The sequence below is a fragment of the Catenuloplanes nepalensis genome (assembly GCF_030811575.1).
GTDB lineage: Bacteria > Actinomycetota > Actinomycetes > Mycobacteriales > Micromonosporaceae > Catenuloplanes > Catenuloplanes nepalensis.
In genome coordinates, this window is record NZ_JAUSRA010000001.1 from 220,856 (window position 1) to 240,611 (window position 19,756).

18 protein-coding genes are annotated in these 19,756 nt (G+C 70.0%); 14 read left to right on the forward strand and 4 right to left on the reverse strand.

Features of this window, described 5'->3' with window-relative positions; translation table 11 throughout:
- The first annotated feature begins 86 nt into the window (after positions 1 to 86).
- The 5 genes from J2S43_RS00960 (at position 87) to J2S43_RS00980 (ending at position 6,070) form a co-directional block, all read left to right on the forward strand.
- Positions 87 to 920 carry an NUDIX hydrolase gene (locus J2S43_RS00960; protein WP_306826557.1) on the forward strand — a complete coding sequence of 278 codons (834 nt, stop codon included), beginning with the start codon at positions 87 to 89 and terminating at the stop codon, positions 918 to 920.
- A gap of 15 nt (positions 921 to 935) precedes the next feature.
- A complete protein-coding gene (locus J2S43_RS00965; protein WP_306826558.1) occupies positions 936 to 2,291 on the forward strand; it encodes a hypothetical protein in 1,356 nt (451 codons plus the stop codon).
- Positions 2,291 to 3,775, forward strand: coding sequence for an adenylosuccinate synthetase (locus J2S43_RS00970; RefSeq protein ID WP_306826559.1), 1,485 nt, complete (start codon positions 2,291 to 2,293; stop codon positions 3,773 to 3,775). Before J2S43_RS00965 ends, J2S43_RS00970 begins: the two co-directional genes overlap by 1 nt.
- A gap of 32 nt (positions 3,776 to 3,807) precedes the next feature.
- A complete protein-coding gene (locus J2S43_RS00975; RefSeq protein WP_306826560.1) occupies positions 3,808 to 4,062 on the forward strand; it encodes a hypothetical protein in 255 nt (84 codons plus the stop codon).
- 1,426 nt (positions 4,063 to 5,488) lie between these two features.
- Positions 5,489 to 6,070 carry a reverse transcriptase domain-containing protein gene (locus J2S43_RS00980; RefSeq protein WP_306826561.1) on the forward strand — a complete coding sequence of 194 codons (582 nt, stop codon included), beginning with the start codon at positions 5,489 to 5,491 and terminating at the stop codon, positions 6,068 to 6,070.
- 13 nt (positions 6,071 to 6,083) lie between these two features.
- On the opposite strand, the gene J2S43_RS00985 is transcribed toward J2S43_RS00980, so the two are convergent.
- A complete protein-coding gene (locus J2S43_RS00985; protein WP_306826562.1) occupies positions 6,084 to 6,905 on the reverse strand; it encodes a transposase family protein in 822 nt (273 codons plus the stop codon).
- A 159-nt stretch (positions 6,906 to 7,064) separates the two neighbouring features.
- Here J2S43_RS00985 and J2S43_RS00990 point away from each other — a divergent pair, with 159 nt between their 5' ends.
- From J2S43_RS00990 to J2S43_RS42095, 3 genes are all read left to right on the forward strand, one after another.
- On the forward strand, positions 7,065 to 7,592 hold the full coding sequence (locus J2S43_RS00990; protein ID WP_306839127.1) for a reverse transcriptase domain-containing protein: 528 nt from the start codon (positions 7,065 to 7,067) through the stop codon (positions 7,590 to 7,592).
- 69 nt (positions 7,593 to 7,661) lie between these two features.
- The gene (locus tag J2S43_RS00995; RefSeq protein ID WP_306826563.1) at positions 7,662 to 8,978 is read left to right on the forward strand and encodes an ISL3 family transposase; all 1,317 of its coding nucleotides are present in this window, start codon (positions 7,662 to 7,664) and stop codon (positions 8,976 to 8,978) included.
- 13 nt (positions 8,979 to 8,991) lie between these two features.
- Positions 8,992 to 9,222 (forward strand): group II intron maturase-specific domain-containing protein, encoded by a 231-nt coding sequence (locus tag J2S43_RS42095; protein WP_370881731.1) that lies wholly within the window; start codon positions 8,992 to 8,994, stop codon positions 9,220 to 9,222.
- A gap of 695 nt (positions 9,223 to 9,917) precedes the next feature.
- Here the strand turns inward: J2S43_RS42095 and hrpA are convergent.
- Positions 9,918 to 13,859 carry an ATP-dependent RNA helicase HrpA gene (gene hrpA / locus J2S43_RS01000; RefSeq protein WP_306826564.1) on the reverse strand — a complete coding sequence of 1,314 codons (3,942 nt, stop codon included), beginning with the start codon at positions 13,857 to 13,859 and terminating at the stop codon, positions 9,918 to 9,920.
- 195 nt (positions 13,860 to 14,054) lie between these two features.
- Here hrpA and J2S43_RS01005 point away from each other — a divergent pair, with 195 nt between their 5' ends.
- On the forward strand, positions 14,055 to 14,483 hold the full coding sequence (locus J2S43_RS01005; protein WP_306826565.1) for a hypothetical protein: 429 nt from the start codon (positions 14,055 to 14,057) through the stop codon (positions 14,481 to 14,483).
- A gap of 69 nt (positions 14,484 to 14,552) precedes the next feature.
- Here the strand turns inward: J2S43_RS01005 and J2S43_RS01010 are convergent, their stop codons facing one another.
- Positions 14,553 to 15,215, reverse strand: a complete 663-nt coding sequence (locus J2S43_RS01010) for a hypothetical protein (protein WP_306826567.1) — start codon at positions 15,213 to 15,215, stop codon at positions 14,553 to 14,555.
- 17 nt (positions 15,216 to 15,232) lie between these two features.
- On the opposite strand from J2S43_RS01010, the gene J2S43_RS01015 reads away from it, so the two are divergent.
- From J2S43_RS01015 to J2S43_RS01030, 4 genes are all read left to right on the forward strand, one after another.
- Positions 15,233 to 15,424 (forward strand): hypothetical protein, encoded by a 192-nt coding sequence (locus tag J2S43_RS01015; RefSeq protein WP_306826568.1) that lies wholly within the window; start codon positions 15,233 to 15,235, stop codon positions 15,422 to 15,424.
- 257 nt (positions 15,425 to 15,681) lie between these two features.
- Positions 15,682 to 16,374, forward strand: a complete 693-nt coding sequence (locus J2S43_RS01020; RefSeq protein ID WP_306826569.1) for a GntR family transcriptional regulator — start codon at positions 15,682 to 15,684, stop codon at positions 16,372 to 16,374.
- Between the two features lie 38 nt (positions 16,375 to 16,412).
- Complete coding sequence (locus J2S43_RS01025) at positions 16,413 to 17,159, forward strand: TIGR03089 family protein (protein WP_306826570.1); 747 nt, start codon at positions 16,413 to 16,415, stop codon at positions 17,157 to 17,159.
- Positions 17,160 to 17,203: 44 nt separating this feature from the next.
- On the forward strand, positions 17,204 to 17,620 hold the full coding sequence (locus tag J2S43_RS01030) for a hypothetical protein (protein ID WP_306826571.1): 417 nt from the start codon (positions 17,204 to 17,206) through the stop codon (positions 17,618 to 17,620).
- Here the strand turns inward: J2S43_RS01030 and J2S43_RS01035 are convergent.
- Positions 17,617 to 18,654, reverse strand: a complete 1,038-nt coding sequence (locus J2S43_RS01035; protein WP_306826572.1) for an acyl-CoA dehydrogenase family protein — start codon at positions 18,652 to 18,654, stop codon at positions 17,617 to 17,619. The two genes, J2S43_RS01030 and J2S43_RS01035, sit on opposite strands and share 4 nt — an antisense overlap.
- A gap of 160 nt (positions 18,655 to 18,814) precedes the next feature.
- Here J2S43_RS01035 and J2S43_RS01040 point away from each other — a divergent pair, with 160 nt between their 5' ends.
- Positions 18,815 to 19,720, forward strand: a complete 906-nt coding sequence (locus J2S43_RS01040) for an AraC family transcriptional regulator (protein WP_306826573.1) — start codon at positions 18,815 to 18,817, stop codon at positions 19,718 to 19,720.
- Positions 19,721 to 19,756: the final 36 nt, after the last annotated feature.

A 19,756-nucleotide genomic window follows, 5' to 3' on the forward strand; every position in this document is an offset into this window, starting at 1 on the left:
AAGACCCGCGAGTTTCAACGATCCCGCGAGTTTCAAAGGTCCTGCGAGTTTCAAAGACCCAGCGAGTTCTGAAGATGGAGTGTGGGATGTCGGAAGCCGAGTTCCTCGCCGCGTACGACCCCCGGGATTACCCGGCCGTCGCGGTGACCGTCGACGTGGTGGCGCTGACCATCCGTGACGACCGGCTCTGCGTGCTGCTGGTGGAGCGCGCCGCCCCGCCGTTCGAGGGCTTCTGGAGCCTCCCCGGCGGCTTCCTCAAGCAGCGGACCGACGACGGTGAGGCCTACGCGGAGACGCTGGAGGAGGCGGCCGGCCGCGAGCTGGCCGAGGAGACCGGCCTCGACGCGGTGCGCCTCGACCGAGTCCACCTGGAGCAGCTCGGCAGCTACGGCGACCCGGGCCGCGACCCGCGCATGCGCGTGATCAGCGTCGCCTACCTCGGATTCGGCCCGCAGATGCCGGACCCGGAGCCGGGCTCGGACGCGCGGGCCGCCGCCTGGGTGCCGGTCGCGGACCTCGGCCTGCCCGAGGGGCCGGACGCCATCCCGGGCCGGACCGTGTCGCAGCGGCCCGGGACCAGCCGCCGGCTCGCGTTCGACCACGCGCAGATCCTCTTCGACGGGCTGGAGCGGGCGCGCGGCAAGCTGGAGTACACGGCGCTCGCCACCGCGTTCGTCGGCGACACGTTCACCATCGCGGAGCTGCGCGCGGTCTACGAAACGGTCTGGGGCGAGCAACTGCACGGGCCGAACTTCCGCCGCAAGATCCTCTCGGTCCCCGGCTTCGTCGAGTCCGTCGGCGCCACCACGGAGCGCGGTGGCGCACGCGGCGGCCCCCGATCCCAGCTCTACCGCGCCGGCGACGCGACGTTGCTGCACCCGGCGCTGCTCCGGACCGTCACCGAAGAACAAATCCGCTGAGAAGGGGTACGCATCATGGGAAGTGGACGCTGGTCGCACGACGCCTACGACGCCGCCGCGGCCTACCGGTCCCGCACCGGGCGGGACGCGTTCGACTACGACGCCGGAGTGCGCGCCTCGCGCCGACGGCAGGACTGGACCGCGCACCCCGACCTCGACCCGTACCGGGTGGACGTCCGCGAGTCGCGTGACTCCGCCGAGCACCCGGAGAGCCTGGCCGTCGCCGTGCTCTTCGACGTGACCGGCTCGATGGGCTACGTGCCCCGCCGCCTGCAGGAGAAGCTGCCGCAGCTGTTCGACCTGCTGCTCGACCGGGGCTACGTGCGCCACCCGCAGCTGCTCTTCGGCGGGATCGGCGACGCCACCTGCGACCGGGTGCCGTTGCAGATCGGCCAGTTCGAGTCCGACAACCGGATGGACGAGCAACTCGGCCGGATCCTGCTGGAGGGCGGTGGCGGCGGGCAGAAGACGGAGAGTTACGAGCTCGCGGCGTACTTCATGGCCCGGCACACCTCGATCGACTGCTGGGAGAAGCGCGGCAAGCGGGGTTACCTGTTCATCATCGGCGACGAGCTGAACTACGAGCGGGTCTACGCCCGGGGCGCGAACGCGCCGGTCACCGGCTACGACCGGGGCGGCCGTCGCGGCGTCGCCGAGGTGATCGGCGACCGCCTCCAGGACGACATCGACACCCGGGACATCTACGCGGAGCTGCGCGAGATGTACGACGTCTACTACATCCTCCCGTCCGGTACGTCGTACGCCGGCGACCGCCAGGTCCTCGACCACTGGCGCGGCCTCCTCGGGCAGAACGTCATCGAGCTGGACGACCTGGACGCGGTCAGCGAGACCATCGCGCTCACCATCGGCATCGGCGAGGGCACCATCGGCCTCGACGACGGCCTCGCGGACCTGCGGCAGCAGGGCTCCACGGCCGGCCGCTCGGTCGAGCGCGCCCTGGCCACGGTCGCCCGCGGCGGCCGCGCTCCGGCCCGTGACGGCCGGACCGCCGCCCGTGATGGCGGGGCCGCCGCCCGTGATGGCGGGGCCGCCGCCCGTGATGGCGGGGCCGCCGCCCGTGATGGCGGGGCCGCCGCCCGTGATGGCGGGGCCGCCGCCCGTGACGACGGGGCCGCCGCCCGTGACGACGGGGCCGCCGCCCGTGACGGCCGGACCGCCGCCCGTGATGGCGGTGGTGCCGCCGGTGATGGCCGGGGTGTCTCCCGTGATGGCCGGGGTGACTCCCGTGATGACTGGGCTGTCTCCCGTGATGACCGGGGCGGTGATCGCGGTGATCGGGGTGGCCGGGTGCCGGTGGCGCGCCGCAGCGTGGTGCGTCGGCGGGACACGCGCGGAGCACGGTGGGTCTGATGGGCCGTTTCGCGGAGGCGCGCCACGTGATCGTGGCCGACCTTGGCTTCGGCGACGCCGGAAAGGGCACGATCGTCGACTGGCTCGCCGGGTGCGCCGCGGCGACAGCGCGCCAGGCCCGTACCGCCGCGGTCCTGCGCTTCAACGGGGGAGCGCAGGCCGCCCACACGGTGGTCCGGGCGGACCGGCGGTCGCACACGTTCGCGCAGTTCGGCGCCGGGACGTTCGCCGGCGTGCCGACGCTGCTCACCCGGCACACGCTGGTCGAGCCGCTGGCGCTGGCCCGGGAGGCCGCCGCGCTGGCCGCGCTCGGCGTCCCGGACCCGCTGGGCCTGATCTCCGTCGACCGCGATGCGCTGATCACCACGCCGCTGCATGCGGCCGTCAACCGCGCCCGGGAGGCGGCCCGCGGCGGCGCCGCGCACGGCAGCTGCGGGATCGGCATCGGCGAGACCATGTCCTACGCGCTCGGCCACCCGGATCTGGCGCTGCGCGCCGGTGACACCGAGTCCCCCTCCCGTCTGCGCCGCCGCCTCCTCGCCCTCCACGACTGGGCCACCGCCACGATCCAGTCCCTCCGCAACGCCGAGCCACCGGCGACCCACGACGGTGCCGATCCGCCGGCGGTTGTCGCGGGTGTCTCGCCGTCGGTTGGGTGTGGGGGTGCCGGTCTGCCGGCGGCTGTTGCGGGTGTCTCGCCGTCGGTCGCGCTCGGTGCTGGGCCACTGCCCGACGTCGACGAGCTGATCCGGGCATATCGGGCGTTCGGCCGGCGGATCCGGCTCGCCGGCACGGGGGAGGTCGCCCGGCTGGCCGCGGCCGGGCGCCTGGTCTTCGAGGGCGCGCAGGGTGTGCTGCTGGACGAGTGGCGCGGCTTCCATCCGCACACCACCTGGTCCACCACCACGTTCGCCAACGCGACGGACCTGCTGGCCGAGGCCGGCGCGGACGCCGGTGACGTGTGCCGCCTCGGTGTGACCCGCACCTATGCCACCCGGCACGGCGCGGGGCCGTTCCCGTCCGAGGACCCGTCGCTGGCGCCGCTGCTTCCCGAACCGCACAACGGCACCGGCCGCTGGCAGGGCGGGTTCCGCGTCGGCCACCTCGACCTGGTGCTGCTGCGCTACGCACTGGAGGTCTGCGGCGGCGCGGACGCGCTCGCGATCACCCACCTGGACACCGCCGCTGCCGCGGGCGACCGCTTGCGGGTGGCCACCGCCTGGCGGGCCGGAGGCACCCGGATCACCAGGCTCCGCCCCGGCCCGTTCGCCGACCTGACCCACCAGCGGCACCTGACCGACCTCGCGCTCGCCGCCACCCCGGAACTCGCCGCTCCCGGCCGCCCGTGGCCGGAACTGCTCGCCGACGAGCTCGGCGTTCCGGTCGCGGTGACGTCGTGGGGCCCCCGATCGGGCGACAAACATCCGCCCACAATGGACGCTTCGCCCACCCGCGAAGATCAGGACCGGGTGCCGGTGTCGTAGCCTGGCGGTGGTCTCGCGAAACAGGGGGCACCGTGTTCGAGCAGTTCAACGCGCGTCGGCTGGCGATCGGCGCGGGGGTGGGCCTGCCGCTGATAGCGCTATGGACCGTGCTCCTCAGCGCCACCATCCCCTACGAGTTCATGGTCCACTTCATGAGCATGGTGCTGCTCAGCCTGGTCCCGTTCGCGATCGTCTCGTTCATCCTCATCTGGGCCCGCCGCCACCGTTCCCGCCCGGCCCATCGCCACCACTGCACCGAGTGCGGCCAGCCCATCCGCCACCCCTGACCCACTACCCTGGCCCTGCTGCGCACCGCGAGTTCTACGCCGCCGCGCGTTCTGCGCCGTTGCGTTGCCGTGCGTCTTGCGTTGCCGTGCGTCTTGCGCTGCCGTGCGTCTTGGATTGCCTCCGGCGCCTCCGCGTCCTGCCCGGCGCTGCTGCGCGTTGTGCCTCCGGCGCCGCCGCTGCTGCGCGTCCTGCGTGGCCTTGCCGCCTGCTCGGCGGTCGTGGCCTTGCCGCCCGTTCGGCGGTCGCGGCCGTGCCGCCGCCCCTCCCATCGCTCGATCATTGAGTGATACACCAGGTAGATCAACAAGTCGAGTCGATCTACCTGGTGTATCACTCAATGATTCTTTAGAGCGCGGCACGCTGCCCAATGTCATTTAGCTTGAGTTGACCACGGATTCCTGCCTGCGCTTCCCGAATGCGCCCCGCCGACGTCCGCCGGCCCTGCTCTGTCGCTCACGCCCCTCGGACTGGCTCTGTTGCCCAGCCCTTTTCGGGCCGGGGAGCGCGAGCTGACCCGGCCCGCTCGCGGCGATCGGGCGCTGCTTGCCCGAAATATCGCTACATCTCACCCCTTGGTGCGGACCACAGGCCCGCGAGACGGCACCGCTGCGGCCTGAGTGATCAATCAGGTGAGCAAAAGGTAGATCAAAAATCGAAGTTGATCGCTTTTTCGCTCACCTGATTGATCACTCGGGCGCCGGGGCCGAGGCCGTCAAGATCTCCCGGCCTCGCCAGCAGGGCGCGTGCCCAAGGGTGCTTCCTTGGCGGCGAGATCCAGCCAAGATGATCTACATTCCCGCAGGTCGGCGAGGCATCGGCCGCCCAAGGGAAGCGCCCTTGTTGTGTCCTGAACGCGAAAGGGTGGAGATATGTAGGAATTTCCTTCTTGTAGCGATGCTGTACGGAAGATGAAGGTTTGGCCCTTCGGAGTCGCCCTGCTGGGGGAGGCTTCAAACCACCTCATGCTGCATTAGCTGAAGACTGTTGTGGTGAACGATGAGGAAAAGGCATCCATTCGAGATTGTCAGGTGGGGGTCGGGAAGGCGAGCGAAAGCGAATCGCTGATGACGTGTCGAAAATTCTAGATGACATCGAAACCGGGGTGTCAATGGAATCCCGGGATGAGTCTGGCGGGGACCAGTTTACTGGCCAGGCGGTGTCCGGCATACAGGCGACGCGAGCCCGGCCTGCGGCTTTCGTACGGAACAGGAGAAGGCGCGTGAGGAAACTACCCGCCGCTCTTTGGCGAGTGAGAGGGAGCGTTCCGGGCGGCCCGAAGCCGTGAGGAACTGAGTACCGTTGCCGATCGCGCTGGCGGACCGACTCGTAGTAGCGACGAAGCCTTTGTAATGAAGGTGGAGCAAAGGGGTCGGGTCGTTCGTGACTGGTTTACTCGATCAACCAGCCTTGGCTGGGAGGAGTCGCGTGGATGAGTTGAAAGCACCGGGCAAGCCGTTCGTGATATCGAAGCGGGCTGTCTGGGAGGCGTACGAGAAGGTGAAAGCGAAAAAGGGTGCGCCGGGAGTGGACGCGGTGTCGCTGAAGGCATTCGACAAGGATCTGAAGAACAACCTTTACAAGATCTGGAATCGACTGTCGTCAGGGACCTATTTTCCACCGCCGGTGCGGGCCGTGGAGATCCCGAAGACCGGGGGAGGCGTCCGAGTTTTAGGCGTGCCCACGGTCGGCGACAGGATCGCTCAAACGGTGGCGGCGCGGGTCATCGAGGCGGAGGTCGAACCGATCTTCCACCCGGACTCGTACGGTTACCGGCCGGGGCGGTCCCCGGTCGACGCGGCAGCGGTGTGCCGTTCACGGTGCTGGAAGAACGACTGGGTGATCGATCTGGACATTCGGAAGTTCTTCGACACGGTCCCGTGGGATCTACTGTTGAAAGCGGTCGCCGCGCACACTGATAAGCCGTGGGTCCTGTTGTATGTGGAGCGTTGGTTGAAAGCGCCACTGCAACTACCCGACGGCATTGAGCTTGTCCGCGCAACGAGTTGACTACTGGCGGTGGCTACGTTGTGCGTCCGTGCTCGGTGTGCAGAATGACCAGAGCCGCAGCGACGATCTTTCCGATCCGCCATGGGTTGAGGCCGATGTTGCGGAGGGCTCGGAATGTCATCTTGAGCAGGGCGTTGGCGCGTTCGCCGACGGCGCGGAGGCTGTTGTGGGCCTTGTTGAACTGCTGTTGGACCAGTAGCAGTCCGCCGTTCTTGGGTTTCTTGTACGCGACTGTGACCGTGTCGGCCAAGCCTTCGTAGCCGAGGTCGCCGAGGGCGCGTAGGTCGTCGGCGGCGTCGGTGAGGGCGGGCAGGAGTTCGGGGTCGGTGCGAGCGGCGGTGGTGTCGTGTTCCCGGCCGGGACGCACGTCGGAGGTCCAGATCGGCCAGCCGTCAGGCACGCCGATGACCTGGATGTTCCCGCCGTGGGTGTGGTGCTTTCCCGACCACCACAGATCGACGCCTTCAGTCGGTCCTGGGGTGCTGCAGCGGTCGGTCTCGATCAGGGTGCCGTCGATGGTGACGTAGTCATGACCAGCGGCTTTCGCCGCCAGCAGCGCACCGTGCAGGCTCGGGGAGCGGGCGGCGAGCACGTCGATACCCTCGTGGAGGTAGTCGTAGCCGGTCGACGTGCTGATCGCGTTGTCCCGGGCCAGCTGACTCATCCGGGTGCTGTCGCAGAACCAGCGCAACACCAGGATCGCCTGTTCACGGCAGGTCAACGACCTGGTCCCGGTCCGGGTGCCCCGGCGGGCACGTTCGGCGTCCAGCAGGCCGGCCAGGAACGTCACGGTCTCTTCGCGCAGCGGCAGGACCGCCGTGTATGACACACTCATCGTCGACGCAGGATCCTTTGAAAGTGTTGCTGTGAGAGGCCACCTTCATACCGGGATCCTGCGTCTTCTCGTTGCAGCGCAACGACTTCGGCGTGTCGCGTGTGGACTACACAGATCGGTCACTAAGCGTCACAGAGTCGTTGCGCGGAATGGCTCACTCTGCAGGAACGAGATCGCGGAACCCCACAAGGATCCGCAGTTTCACCTGTTCTGGCTAATCTGTTTCTCCACTATGCGTTCGACATGTGGATGGCCCGCATGTTTCCGGCGGTTCGGTTCGAGCGCTATGTGGATGACGTGGTGGTGCATTGCGTCAGTGAACGCCAGGCTCGGTATGTGCTGGCGGAGATCACGAAACGGATGACCCAGGTAGGGCTGGAGTTGCATCCGGAGAAGACCCGGATAGTTTACTGCCAGGACGACAACCGGCGTGGCTCGTACGAACACACCGAATTTGTCTTCCTCGGCTACGGCTTCCAGCGACGCTCGGCGCGGTCAAGGGAAGGGGCGATGTTCTTGTCGTTCCTGCCGGCGATCAGTAAACAAGCCCTGAAGAGGATCAGTGCCGAGGTGCGGTCGTGGCGGCTGCACCATCGCACAAGCCTGACCGAGAAGGACCTCGCCGATTGGATAAACCGGCTCTTCGAAGTTGAGCGGGGTGCGGTGTTGACGGCGACCCGGACGTAGCGGGCTCGCAGCTCGTCGGTGATCATCTGAGTGTCTAGATCGGATAGTCACAAGTGAAGAGCTGCGAGCATGGTCAACGATACGACCCGGCTGCTGGGCCTTGACGGCCTGGTCGTCGATCGGGTCGAGCTGGATGCCGCTGGTGTGCCGGTGGTGGTCTTGTCCACTGGGTGTGAGCAGGCGCGTTGCTGCCCGGACTGCGGTCAGGAGGCGGTGCGGGTGAAGGCGTGGGTCACGACCCGGCCGCGGGATCTGCCGGTCGCCGGCCGGACGGTGCGGTTGCGGTGGCGTAAACGCCGCTGGCACTGCCCGACCGATAGTTGTCCGCGTGTGTCGTTCACCGAGCAGGTCGGGCAGGTCCCGGCCCGGGCGAGACTGACCGGCAGGCTCCGCGCCGCGGCCGGGGCCGCAGTCGCTGACGGCGGGCGGACGGTCGTGCAATCGGCCCGTGATCACGGACTGTCGTGGCCGGTCGTCGCGGCGGCGTTCACCGCTCACGCCGCAGCGGTGCTGCCCGCCGAGCCCGATCCGGTCGAGGTGCTGGGGATCGACGAGACCCGCCGGGGCCGGCCGAAATGGGAGTTCGACCCGGTCACCCAGGCGTGGCAGACGAGCGTGGACCGGTGGCACGTCGGCATGTGTGACCTGACCGGCGGCCAAGGGCTCCTCGGCCAGGTCGAGGGCCGGACCGCCCAGACCGTGATCGACTGGCTTACCGCCCGCAGCCAGGATTGGCGTGACCAGGTCCGATACGTGGCGATCGACATGTGCACGATCTTCAAATCCGCGATCACCACCGCGCTACCACACGCGATCCTGGTCGTCGATCACTTCCACGTCGTGCAACTCGCCCACCAGGCCCTCAACGACGTCCGCCGCCGGATCACCGTCCAGCACCGCGGCCGCCGGGGCCGGGCCGGAGACCTCGAATGGGACCTACGCAACCGCCTGACCCGCTCCGCACGCCGGCTCCGCGCCGAACGCGTCGACAAACTCTGCGACGACCTCACCACCCTGCCAGCCAAGATCAGCACACCGATCCTGGCCGCATGGAACGCCAAGGAAGACCTCCTCGACCTCCTCGCCCTGGCCCGCACCCACCCGAACCGCGAAACCATCACCCGGCACCTGCACCGCTTCTACACCCGCTGCGCCGACTCCGGCCAGCCCGAACTCACCCGCCTCGCCCGCACGATCGAGACCTGGTGGCCGCAGATCCTCGCGTTCCTCCACACCGGCATCACCAACGCCGGCTCCGAGGGCACCAACCGCGTCATCAAAACCGTCGCCCGCAACGCCTACGGCTTCCGCAACCCCGAAAACCAACGCCTACGCACCCGCGCCGCCACCACCCGAAAATCCCGCGGCCACCTCAACCCCGCTTAACCTCGAAGAGCCGATAAACCCGATCGTCCGGGGTTGGATGAACCATTACGGGGCGTTCTATCGATCTGCCCTATATCCCCTCCTGGAACGCATCAACGCCTACCTGCTGCGGTGGGTCCGCCGGAAGTACAAACGGTTGCGGGGTAGCAGGAAAGCCCGGACGTCCTGGAACAATGCCGTCCGGAAACGACCGCGTGCCTTCGCCCACTGGGCGTGGGTCACGCACGCCCCTACGGTCTGGTGACCAGAGCGACAAGAGCCGTATAACGGGAGACTGTTACGTACGGTTCTGTGAGGGCCCGGGGGTGAGATTCCCCCGGGCTACTCGGCGGCACGCTGCCCCGAGGGCAAGTCTCTGCCTAGCGGGGCTCCTATAAGCCGAAATTTCGGGCGCGGAGCGCGAACGCGAGTATGCGGGTACGGCTTGCCGACGCCAGAACGACTCCGTTGCCCATTCGGCGGTGGCTCGCCGAAAAGGATCATTGACCGACACGAAAGAGAGGTCGAATATCGAAGTTGACCTCTCTTTCGTGTCGGTCAATGATCCTTCGGGCATGAGTGGTCGCGACAGCACGACCACCACGCCGGCTTCCGCTCGACGCTGTCCGAGCTATGGCGGAGATAATCCGAAATTTCGGGCTGATGCTTCCGGTCTCCGGGCAGGGCTCGCGGCTTCCGATGCCGCATGGGCAACGGAGTCGCAAGAACACTGGGCTCTCCACCGGTGGCGCTGTCGCTCGCGGGCGCGGACTCTGCCGGCGCCCGGGCGCCCGACTTTCGCCGACGGTGCCGCAGTCTGCGAGTCGGGGCGGGTGCCCGGACACGAGCATCTGGTCGCCGAGCGTCCCGGGCGCTACTAGCGCTGACGCTGGCGTCGTGGGCGCTAGCGCTGACGTGGGTGCCGGGACGTGGTGCCGGGACGCCGCGTCCGGGGGCGGGTCAGGGCTGGATGGCGTCCATGGCTCGGAAGATGCGGACGTCGGAGACCGGGGCGGGGGTGCCGAGCGAGGCGGCGAAGTAGTTGATCCGGAGTTCCTCGATCATCCAGCGGATGCCGGCGATCTCCGCGGCCGCGGGCCGGCCCGGGCGCTGGTTGGCCAGCAGCCACTGGTACTCCTTCTGCACCTCCGCCAGTTGCTTGAGCATCTGGCCGTCGCGCTGCGCACCGGCGGGCAGCTTCTCCAGCCGCTTCTCGATGCCCTGTAGATAACGCACCAGGTCGGGCAGGCGCTGCCACCCGGTCTCGGTCACGAAGCCCTTGTGGATCAGCGCGGCCAGCTGTGCCCGCACGTCGTTGAGCGCGGGGACCACGGCCATCGCGGCCATGCCGCCGCCGGACGCGGCCTTGCCGGTCGCGGCTATCCGCTGTTCCGCGGCGTAGGCGGCGCCGAGCACGCGCTGCACCCAGGAGATGGTGTCGCCGACCACGTCGCCGACGGCCTGGCGGACCTTGGTGAGCAGCGTGGCGAACGCGGCGGCGTCCCAGGCCGGGCCGTCGAAGTCGGCCATCGCCTTGTCGACCGCGCAGGCCATGATGTCGTCGAGGAGCGCGGCGAAGCTGCCGTGCGGGCTGCGGGCCAGCGCGAGCTTGGTCGAGTTCGGCATGTCGGCGACGAACTTCGCGGGCGCGGGCAGCGCGAGCAGCAGCAGGCGCCGGTTGCCGGCCCGCATCGCGCGCGCCTGTTCCGCCTCGGTGTCGAACAACCGCAGTCCGACCGTGCTGCCCTCGTCCGCCAGGGCCGGGAACGCGCGCACGACGTACCCCCGGGACTCCTTCTGGAAGGTTTTCGGCACCGTGCCGAAGTCCCAGGTGGTCAGGCCGGTGCGCTCGATGGTGGAGGCGGACGCGGCGAGCACCTGCCGCGTCTGGGGGCGCAGCGACGTGCGCAGCGCGAGCAGGTCCTTGCCCTCGCCGACGACCTTGCCCTTCTCGTCCACGATCCGGAACGTCATCCGCAGGTGGTCGGGGAGCTTCGCGACCTCCCACGCGTCCGGTGGGACGAGCACGCCGGTGATCCGGCGCAGTTCGCGTTCCAGCGTCTCCAGCAGCGGGCCGTCCGCCGGGCCGACGCGCTCGAGCACGGCACGGGCATGATCCGGCACGGGTACGAAGTTGCGGCGCAGGTTCTTCGGCAGCCCGCGGATCAGTGCGGTCACCAGTTCCTCGCGCAACCCCGGCACCTGCCAGTCGAACGCGTCCGGCGGCACCTGGTTGAGTACCGGCAGTGGGATGCGCACGGTCACGCCGTCCGCCTCGGTGCCCGGCTCGAACTGGTAGGTCAGCGGCAGCGTGAGCCCTTCGACCTCCCATTCGTCCGGATAGTCGGCCTCGTCCACCCCGCCGGCGCCCGCGTTGATCAGCATCTGCCGGTCGAAGGTCAGCAGAGAGGCGTTGTCCCGCGACTCCTTCTTCCACCAGGAGTCGAAGTGCCGCCCGGAGACCACGTCGGCCGGGATGCGCGCGTCGTAGAGCGAGAACAGCGTCTCGTCGTCGACCACGATGTCCCGGCGCCGGGTCTTCTGCTCCAGCTCCTCGACGTCCTCGATCAGCCGCCGGTTCGCGTGGAAGAACTTGTGGTGGGTCTGCCAGTCGCCCTCGACCAGCGCGTGCCGGATGAACAGCTCGCGGCTGAGCACCGGGTCGATCCGGCCGTAGTTGACCTTCCGTTGCGCGACGAGCGGCACGCCGTAGAGCGTGACCTTCTCCATCGCCATCACGGCGCCCTGTTTCTTCTCCCAGTGCGGCTCGCTGTAGGAGCGCTTGACCAGGTGCTCAGCGAGCGGTTCGACCCACTCCGGCTCGATCTTGGCGGCGACCCGGGCCCAGAGCCGGTTCGTCTCGACCAGCTCCGCGGCCATCACCCAGCGCGGCGACTTCTTGTGGAGCGCGGAACCGGGTGAGAGGACGAACCGGGCGTTGCGGGCGCCGACGTACTCCTGCTGCTTCTCGGCGTCCTTGAGCCCGATCTGGGAGAGCAGGCCGGTCAGCAGGGACGCGTGCACCTTCTGCGAGTCGAGACCCTCAGGATCGGAAGCCCCACGGGGTACGCCCATCGCCTCGCGGAGCTGCGCGTAGATGTCCTGCCACTCGCGGACGCGCAGGTAGTTGAGGTATTCCTTCTTGCACATCCGCCGGAACGCGCTGCTGGACAGCTCCTTCTGCCTGTCCCGCAGGTAACGCCACAGGTTCCAGTACGTCAGGAAGTCCGAGTCCTTGTCCGTGAACCGGGCGTGCTGCTGCTGGGCCTGCTGCTGCGCGTCCTGCGGGCGTTCGCGCGGGTCCTGGATGGACAGTGCGGCCGCGATCACCATGACCTCGTGCACGACGCCGTTCTGCTCCGCCGCAAGCACCATCCGGGCCAGGCGCGGGTCGACCGGCAGCGCGGCGAGCCGGCGGCCGAGCGGGGTGAGCCGCTTCGCCGGGTCGAACGCGACCGGGTCGAGCGCGCCCAGCTCCTCCAGCAGGTTGACGCCGTCCTTGACGTTGCGCTTGTCCGGCGGCTCGATGAACGGGAACGCGGCCAGGTCGCCGAGGCCGAGCGCGGTCATCTGCAGGATGACCGAGGCCAGGTTGGTGCGCAGGATCTCCGGGTCGGTGAACTCCGGCCGCCCGATGAAGTCCTCTTCGGTGTAGAGCCGGATGCAGATGCCCTCGGAGACGCGGCCGCAGCGGCCCTTGCGCTGGTTCGCGCTGGCCTGCGAGACCGGCTCGATCGGCAGCCGCTGCACCTTGAGCCGGTGGCTGTAGCGGGAGATGCGCGCGGTACCGGGGTCGACCACGTACTTGATGCCGGGCACGGTCAGTGACGTCTCGGCCACGTTGGTGGCGAGCACGACGCGCCGACCCGGGTGTGGTGCGAAGACCCGGTGCTGTTCGGCCACGGAGAGCCGGGCGTACAGCGGAAGGATCTCGGTGTTCTTCAGGTCGGCCTTGGTGAGCGCGTCCGCGGTGTCCCGGATCTCCCGTTCGCCGCTGAGGAACACCAGGATGTCGCCGGGCCCCTCGCCCTGCAGCTCGCCCACCGCGTCCAGGATCGCGGAGGTCTGGTCGCGGTCCGGGTCGGAGTTCTCGTCGTCCGGATCGACGACCGGCCGGTACCGCACCTCGACCGGATAGGTCCGGCCGGACACCTCGATGATCGGCGCGGGTTTTCCCGACATGTCCGCGAAATGCGTGGCGAACCGCTCCGGGTCGATCGTCGCGGACGTGATCACGACCTTCAGATCCGGCCGCCGGGGCAGGAGCTGCCGCAGGTAGCCCAGGATGAAGTCGATGTTGAGGCTGCGCTCGTGCGCCTCGTCGATGATCAGCGTGTCGTACTGCGTCAGGTTCCGGTCGTTCTGGATCTCGGCGAGCAGGATGCCGTCCGTCATCAGCTTGACCATTGAGGCGTCGCTGACCTGATCGCTGAACCGGACCTTGAAGCCGATGGTCTGCCCGAGCCCGGTCTTCAGCTCCTCCGCGATCCGCTCCGCCACGGTCCGGGCCGCCAGCCGGCGCGGCTGCGTGTGCCCGATCAGCCCGCGCACGCCCCGGCCCAGCTCCATGCAGATCTTCGGCAGCTGGGTGGTCTTCCCGGAGCCGGTCTCGCCGGCCACGATCACCACCTGGTGGTCCCGGATCGCGTCGCGGATCTCGTCGCGCAGCGCGCTGACCGGCAGCTGCTCCGGGTAGGTGATCTCCGGCCGGCTCTCGGAGCGCGCGGCTATCCGCGCCTCCGCGGTCTCGATCTCCGCGGTGATGTTCGCCAGGACCTTCGCCCGGGACTCCGGGTCGCGGACCTTGCGGACACCGTCGAGCCGACGGCGCAGCCGCCGCTCGTCGCGGAGCATCAGGTGGGGGAGGCGCTGCTGAAGTGCGGCGGCGGGATTCGTCTGCATACCGCCGTCAAGGATAGGCCGGAGGCCGCGTTTTCCCGACTCGTTTACGGCCGGGGCGAACCGGGGAGAGGTGCGGTGCGTGTCACAGGAGAGAAACGCGATGCGCGTCACAGCCGAAGATCACTGGAAAATGCTTCGCCGAGCGTGATGTGCGGTATTTACGCTGATGAAGATCGTGGTGTGGGGGGAGGGGTCATGAGGCGAGGCCCGGCAATGTTCTTCGGAGCCATCGTGGCCTTCGGGCTCGGCCCGGCCGTCTGGGTCGGTGGCACGTTCGCGACCGCCGAGGCGGACGCTGTGCCCGGCGAGTCCGCGCGTCCGGTCCCGTCCGTCTCGGTGAGCACGGTTTACGTCGCGGTCGAGCCGTCCGTCGCGCCGGAGGTCCTGGAGATCGCCGACCCGTGGGTGCCGCCGTCCGCCACACCGTCCGCGTCGCCGTCCGCGACTCCCTCGATCACGCCGTCCGCGAGGACCAGTCCGCGGATCACGCCGGGCCCTCCGAAGACCAGCCCGCCGGTCACGCCGCCGGTGACGTCCGGCCCGCCGGTCGAGCAGACCACCACGCCCTCCACCCCGGCCACGCCCTCCGCGCCGAGTGAGGACGACGTCGAGGCCGAGGCCTGAGTCGAGGCTCCAACGTGACCGGGGCGTCTCCATGCTGCTCCAACGGCATGGGGACGCCCCGATCACGGTTCATTCCTTGTCCTCGGTGCCGGGAACGGCGACCGCGATCTCCTTGCCGAGCCGGTAGCCGAGGCGCAGGTCGAGGTCGTCGCCGGACCAGAAGCTGCCCGGGTCGTACCAGTTGGGGCGCTTGCCGGGCGGGAGCAGGCCCATCGCCTCGTAGGTGACGGCCACCACCTCCGCGCAGTACGCCTTCTCCAGCTCGTTCTCCTGCTGCTCGCTCCTGCGGAACCGGATGTTCGGCACCCGTCCCTTCGCCCAGCGCAGTGCCAGCTGCGCGGTCGACGGGAACGGCGTCCCGTCCAGGCGCGCGATCGTCTTCAGGACCGCGTCCTCCATCGCGCGGGTCACGCCCGGCTCCAGCTGCCGCAGCCAGCCACGCTGGCCGTACCGCATGCCCCAGACCGTCACGGCCTGCCGCATGTCGTGCAGCTGCACGCCGCGCTGGTGCGTGCCGCTCCACAGGTCGGTCAGCGACCGGCCCAGTTCGGCGTGCCACATCAGGGGCGGCATGTCGTCGATGACCACGCACATGCCCACGTGGTTCACCGGACTGTTGGTCAGCGTCTGGATGGCGCGGTCGGCCGCGCTCCGTCCGCGAAACACCCACATGTCACCCGTACGAGCGAGATCGACTGCTTCGTCCAGGGTGATGCTCGTCCCTTCGGCCATCGAACTACTCTATGTGGATGCAGTGGTCAAAGGTGCGGCAGACCGGCAAGGCACTCCCCTTCTGGAAGATCCTCGGTGTGGCCGGTGTCGTCGGCGTGGCCGCGACCGGCATCGTCGTCGCCCGCGCGGAACGCCGTCGCCGTTCCTACACCCCAGAAGAGATCAAGGACCGTCTCCGCGCCCGCCACGCGGAGATCGAAAACCCGTAGCCGCACCACCGCCTAGGTTTTTCGCGGCCACCCGCGGAACGTGCAGGGGGCCCTGCTGCCGCCCCGGCCGCGCACCGCGGACGGAGTGAACGCTGAGCCCCGCGGCCGACCGGTGCCCGCGGGAGCGTGCGGTCTGACCACGCCGTAAGCGGGAATCCGAACGTGATCCGCTCGGCCCCGGCCCGGCCCGAAGCTCGCGGCTGTGGGACGACCGCCACGTGCATCAGCGGCGGGAGTGATTGTTCTACGATTTCTACGTGGAGGAGTGGGGTACGCGGCTGGCCGGGGATCGGGTGCTGCTCGATCGCGGGAGCACCGCGGAACGGGTGGCGGACATCCTGCGGGAGCGGATCACCGAGGGCGTGTTCAAGCCCGGCACGCGGCTGAGCGAGGAGAGCCTGCGCGAGGCGCTCGGCATCTCGCGGAACACGTTGCGCGAGGCGTTCCGGCTGCTGGCGCACGAGGGCCTGCTGGAGCACCAGCTCAACCGCGGCGTCTTCGTGCGGCTGCTGACCAGCGCGGACATCCGGGACCTGTACGCGATACGCCGGATCCTGGAGTGCGGCGCGCTGCGCGACCTGGACGCGGTGCCGGCGCCGAGCCTCGACGGCCTCCGGACCGCGATCGAGACCGCGGACGAAGCGGCGTCCCGGGGCGACTGGAGCGCGGTCGGCACCGCGAACATGCGCTTCCACCAGGCGATCGCGGACCTGGCCGGCAGCCGCCGGGTGGCCGAGACGGTCCGGGCGCTCCTGGCCGAGCTGCGCCTGGTGTTCCTGGTGGTGGCGGACCCGCGGGCACTGCACGAGCCCTATGTGGCGGGCAATCGCGCGCTCTACGAGCTGCTGGCCGTGGGCGACGTGCGGGCGGCCGAGGAGGCGCTGCGGCGGTACCTCGCCGACGCGGAGACGCAGCTGCTGGGTGCCTACGCCGCGGCGGCGCGCGGCTAGCCTCTATCCAGACCGACGGCGTTCTGAGAGGGAGACCCGTGTCCGACGTTCCAGCGATCTTCGCCGCGGCGGTGGCGGCCGATCCGGCCCGCCCGCTGCTCACCTTCTACGACGACGCGACCGGCGAGCGCACCGAGCTGTCCGGCGTGACGCTCGGCAACTGGGTGTCCAAGACCGCGAACCTGCTGGTCGACGGCCTCGGCCTGGGCCCGGGTGACCGCGCCGATCTGCTGCTGCCGACGCACTGGCAGACCGCGGCGATCCTGCTGGCGTCCTGGTCCGCGGGCCTGACCGTCGCCTACCGGCCGTGGTCGACCGCGGGGCTCGTCGAGGAGGTCGCGGCCCCGGACGTGGTCTTCGTCTCGCAGGAGCGCGAGCGCGGCATGCTGGAGGACGTGCCGGCCACGGACGAGCGGTTCGTGCTGAGCCTGCACCCGTTCGCGATGCCGATGCGCGAGGTGCCGGACGGCTACCGCGACTTCAACGCGGAGGTGCGCGTGTTCGGCGACGTATTCCGGCCGTCCGCGCTGCCCTCGCCGGACACGCTCGCCACCGTGGACGGCACCACGTTCGGCCAGTGGGGCGAGATCGCCGCGCTCATCGCGGACGAGATGGGCCTGGTGGCCGGCGACCGAGTGATGATCGACGCGAGCCGGTATGAGCAGCCGGTGCAGTGGCTGCTGGCGCCGCTGGCCGCGGGTACGTCGATCGTGTTGGTGGCGAACGCGGACAAGGACAAGCTGGCGGCCCGGGCCGAGGCGGAGCGCGTCACGAAGATCGTGTAAAGGTTGCCTTGACAGAGTCGGGATGTCAGGGCAACCTTGACGTCATGAAGAACGCACCCGACATGGCGCTGGCCGTCGACCTGACGGCGGCGACCGCGGCCGTGACCTCGGCCGCCGTCCTCGAAGTCTCCCGCCAGGCCGACGCGCTGCTCGGCGGCCGCAAGACCCCCGGCGACCCCGGCTGGGAGCAGTGGTCCGGCAGCGACGCCGAGGCCGAGTGGGAGGTCGCCAACCAGCTCGTCCAGCTGCGGCTGAGCCTGGCGGCCGACCTGGACCCGCTGTTCATCGTGATGGGCCTGCGCCGCTGGGGCGTCACCTGGGAGATGATCGCCAAGGTGGCCGGCACCAGCCGCCAGGCCGCACACGAGCGATGGGGCAAGCGGGTCACCGGCATCCTCGACGGTTACGGCACCGGCGAGCTCGGCGGCCCGGTCGCGGCCGACGAGCGGGACCTGGCCTAGACCAGCGCCTTCCCCAGGTTCTCGACCGCGAGGTAGGGGTTGAGGTGCGGGTGCCGGCTGCCGACCGCGACGTCCCGCCAGAAGCGCTGCAACGGGTTCGCCGTGCCGAAACCGCTCGCGCCGTGCAGGTCGAGCAGCAGGTCCACGGCGGCCCGGCAGTCGCGCGCCGCGGCTGCCTCGTCCATGTGCAGGCGCGCCAGGTCGGACCGCGGCACCTCGGGGCCGTCCGAGGCGGCCGCGACCGCGAGCGCGGTGCGCTCGGCCCGCTCGATCAGGTGGGTGGCCTCGGCCAGCCAGTGCCGCGCGCCGGGCGACTCGCCCATCGAGGCGTACGCGGTCATGAACGGCTTGCGGCCGGAGGCGAACATGTTCCGCACGGTGTCCAGCGCGCCGCGTGCTCCGCCGATCACCGGCCCGAGCACGCACAGCCCGAAGAGCAGCAGGTCGTTGACCTCGAACGGCCGGAACGGGATCACCTGCCCGTCCGGGATGCCCACCGCGTCCGCGACCACGGTGTGGCTGCCGGTGGCGCGCATGCCGGCCACCCGCCACGTCCGGTCGATCCGCAGGTCACCGAGCCGGATGTGCGCGAAGTGCGGCACGCCGTCGATCGTCAGCGCCACGCCGGTCCAGGCGGCGTCCTCGCAGCCGGAGACGTTCGGCCAGGCACCGGTGATCGTGACCGTGCCGTCGGCCTCGCGCGTGCCGGTGCCGCACTCCAGCCGGCCGGAGCCGCAGAACACCGCGTCCGGGTCCGCGAACAGCTCCTTCCGCACGTCCTCGCCGGACATCCGCTTCGCCAGTGTCTTGCTGGTCACGCTCACGCCGGTCACCCAGGCCGCGGACGGGTCCGCCCGGCCGATCCCGATCAGCCGGCGCAGGACCGTCTCCGCGCTCGCGTCCTGCCCGCCGAACGCGGCCGGCACCGCGAGCGCGAAGTCGCCGTTCGCGCGCAGCGCCCCGATCGCCTCCGGTGTCAGCCGGTCCCGTGCCTCACCGTCCGCCGCCCGAGCGGCCACAAGATCTTCAGTCACGATCCAAGCCAACCAGCGGGGGTACGGGCGCGGCCATGCGCGATCGGACCCGCGCGATACGCATCTGTGCGCCCCCGGCCCCGTGCTCGAGGCGTTGTTCCAGCGGCATGGGGACGCCCCGATCACGGGCTCCCTGGCCGCGCGCGGATACGCTCGTGGCGTGGACGTGATCAGCGAGGCGGTCGAGGACCTGCGGATCGGCCAGGTCTACGGGCGCCGGGCCGAGGTGCCGGCCACGTTCGCCGGCCGGTTCGAGGCCTGCGACGGCGTCGGGTTCCACGTGCTGCTGCGCGGCGAGGGCTGGCTGATGTCGGAGGACGCCGCGCCGATGCGCATGCGCGCCGGTGACGTCGCGGTGGTCCCGCACGGCGCCGCGCACGGGTTCGGCCCGGACCCGTGCGCGCTGGCCGCGCTGCCGCCCGCACCGACCGGCTTTCAGGACGCGCCGCCCGAGCCGATGCCGGTGGACATGATCTGCGGCATCTACCGGCTGGAGCGCGGCGGCAGCATCCACCCTTTCCTGCGCTCGCTGCCGGGCCTGCTGCTGATCGCGTCGGATGCCCGGATGGCCGCGCTGGCCGCGCTGCTCACCGAGGACCTGGACCGGCCGCGGGAGGGCATGCTCGTCAACCAGCGCGCGCTGGTCGACCTGGTGCTGGTGCACGCGCTGCGGCTCTGGCACGCGGAGCACCGGGCTACGGACCCGGCCTGGGACGCGCTGACCGACCCGGGGATCGCGGCGGCGCTCCGCGAGATCCATGACAGCCCGGAGGCGCCGTGGACCGTGGACCGGCTCAGCCGCACGGCCGGGATGTCGCGGACCGCGTTCACCCGGCGGTTCACCGCGCTGGTCGGCGAGCCGCCGATGGCGTACCTGATCGGCCGGCGTCTGCACCGGGGCGCCCAGCTGCTGCGCGAGACGGACGCGCCGCTGGCCGCGATAGCCCGGCGGGTCGGCTACGCCACCGAGTTCGCGTTCGCCGGTGCGTTCCGCCGCGAGTTCGGCGTGGCCCCCGGCCGCTTCCGCCGCCTCACCGAACCGCTCCTCCTGCGCGACGCCGGCTAGCCCGCGCGCTGATTCGTCCGCGCGCCGGCTGGCCCG

What these genes read in the sequence shown, in the direction of transcription:
- J2S43_RS00960 (WP_306826557.1), top strand. Translation starts at nt 87, where the DNA reads ATGTCGGAAGCCGAGTTCCTCGCCGCGTACGACCCCCGGGATTACCCG.
- J2S43_RS00965 (WP_306826558.1), top strand. Translation starts at nt 936, where the DNA reads ATGGGAAGTGGACGCTGGTCGCACGACGCCTACGACGCCGCCGCGGCC.
- J2S43_RS00970 (WP_306826559.1), top strand. Translation starts at nt 2,291, where the DNA reads ATGGGCCGTTTCGCGGAGGCGCGCCACGTGATCGTGGCCGACCTTGGC.
- J2S43_RS00985 (WP_306826562.1), bottom strand. Translation starts at nt 6,905, where the DNA reads ATGAGTGTGTCATACACGGCGGTCCTGCCGCTGCGCGAAGAGACCGTG.
- J2S43_RS00995 (WP_306826563.1), top strand. Translation starts at nt 7,662, where the DNA reads ATGGTCAACGATACGACCCGGCTGCTGGGCCTTGACGGCCTGGTCGTC.
- hrpA (WP_306826564.1), bottom strand. Translation starts at nt 13,859, where the DNA reads ATGCAGACGAATCCCGCCGCCGCACTTCAGCAGCGCCTCCCCCACCTG.
- J2S43_RS01005 (WP_306826565.1), top strand. Translation starts at nt 14,055, where the DNA reads ATGAGGCGAGGCCCGGCAATGTTCTTCGGAGCCATCGTGGCCTTCGGG.
- J2S43_RS01010 (WP_306826567.1), bottom strand. Translation starts at nt 15,215, where the DNA reads ATGGCCGAAGGGACGAGCATCACCCTGGACGAAGCAGTCGATCTCGCT.
- J2S43_RS01015 (WP_306826568.1), top strand. Translation starts at nt 15,233, where the DNA reads ATGCAGTGGTCAAAGGTGCGGCAGACCGGCAAGGCACTCCCCTTCTGG.
- J2S43_RS01030 (WP_306826571.1), top strand. Translation starts at nt 17,204, where the DNA reads ATGAAGAACGCACCCGACATGGCGCTGGCCGTCGACCTGACGGCGGCG.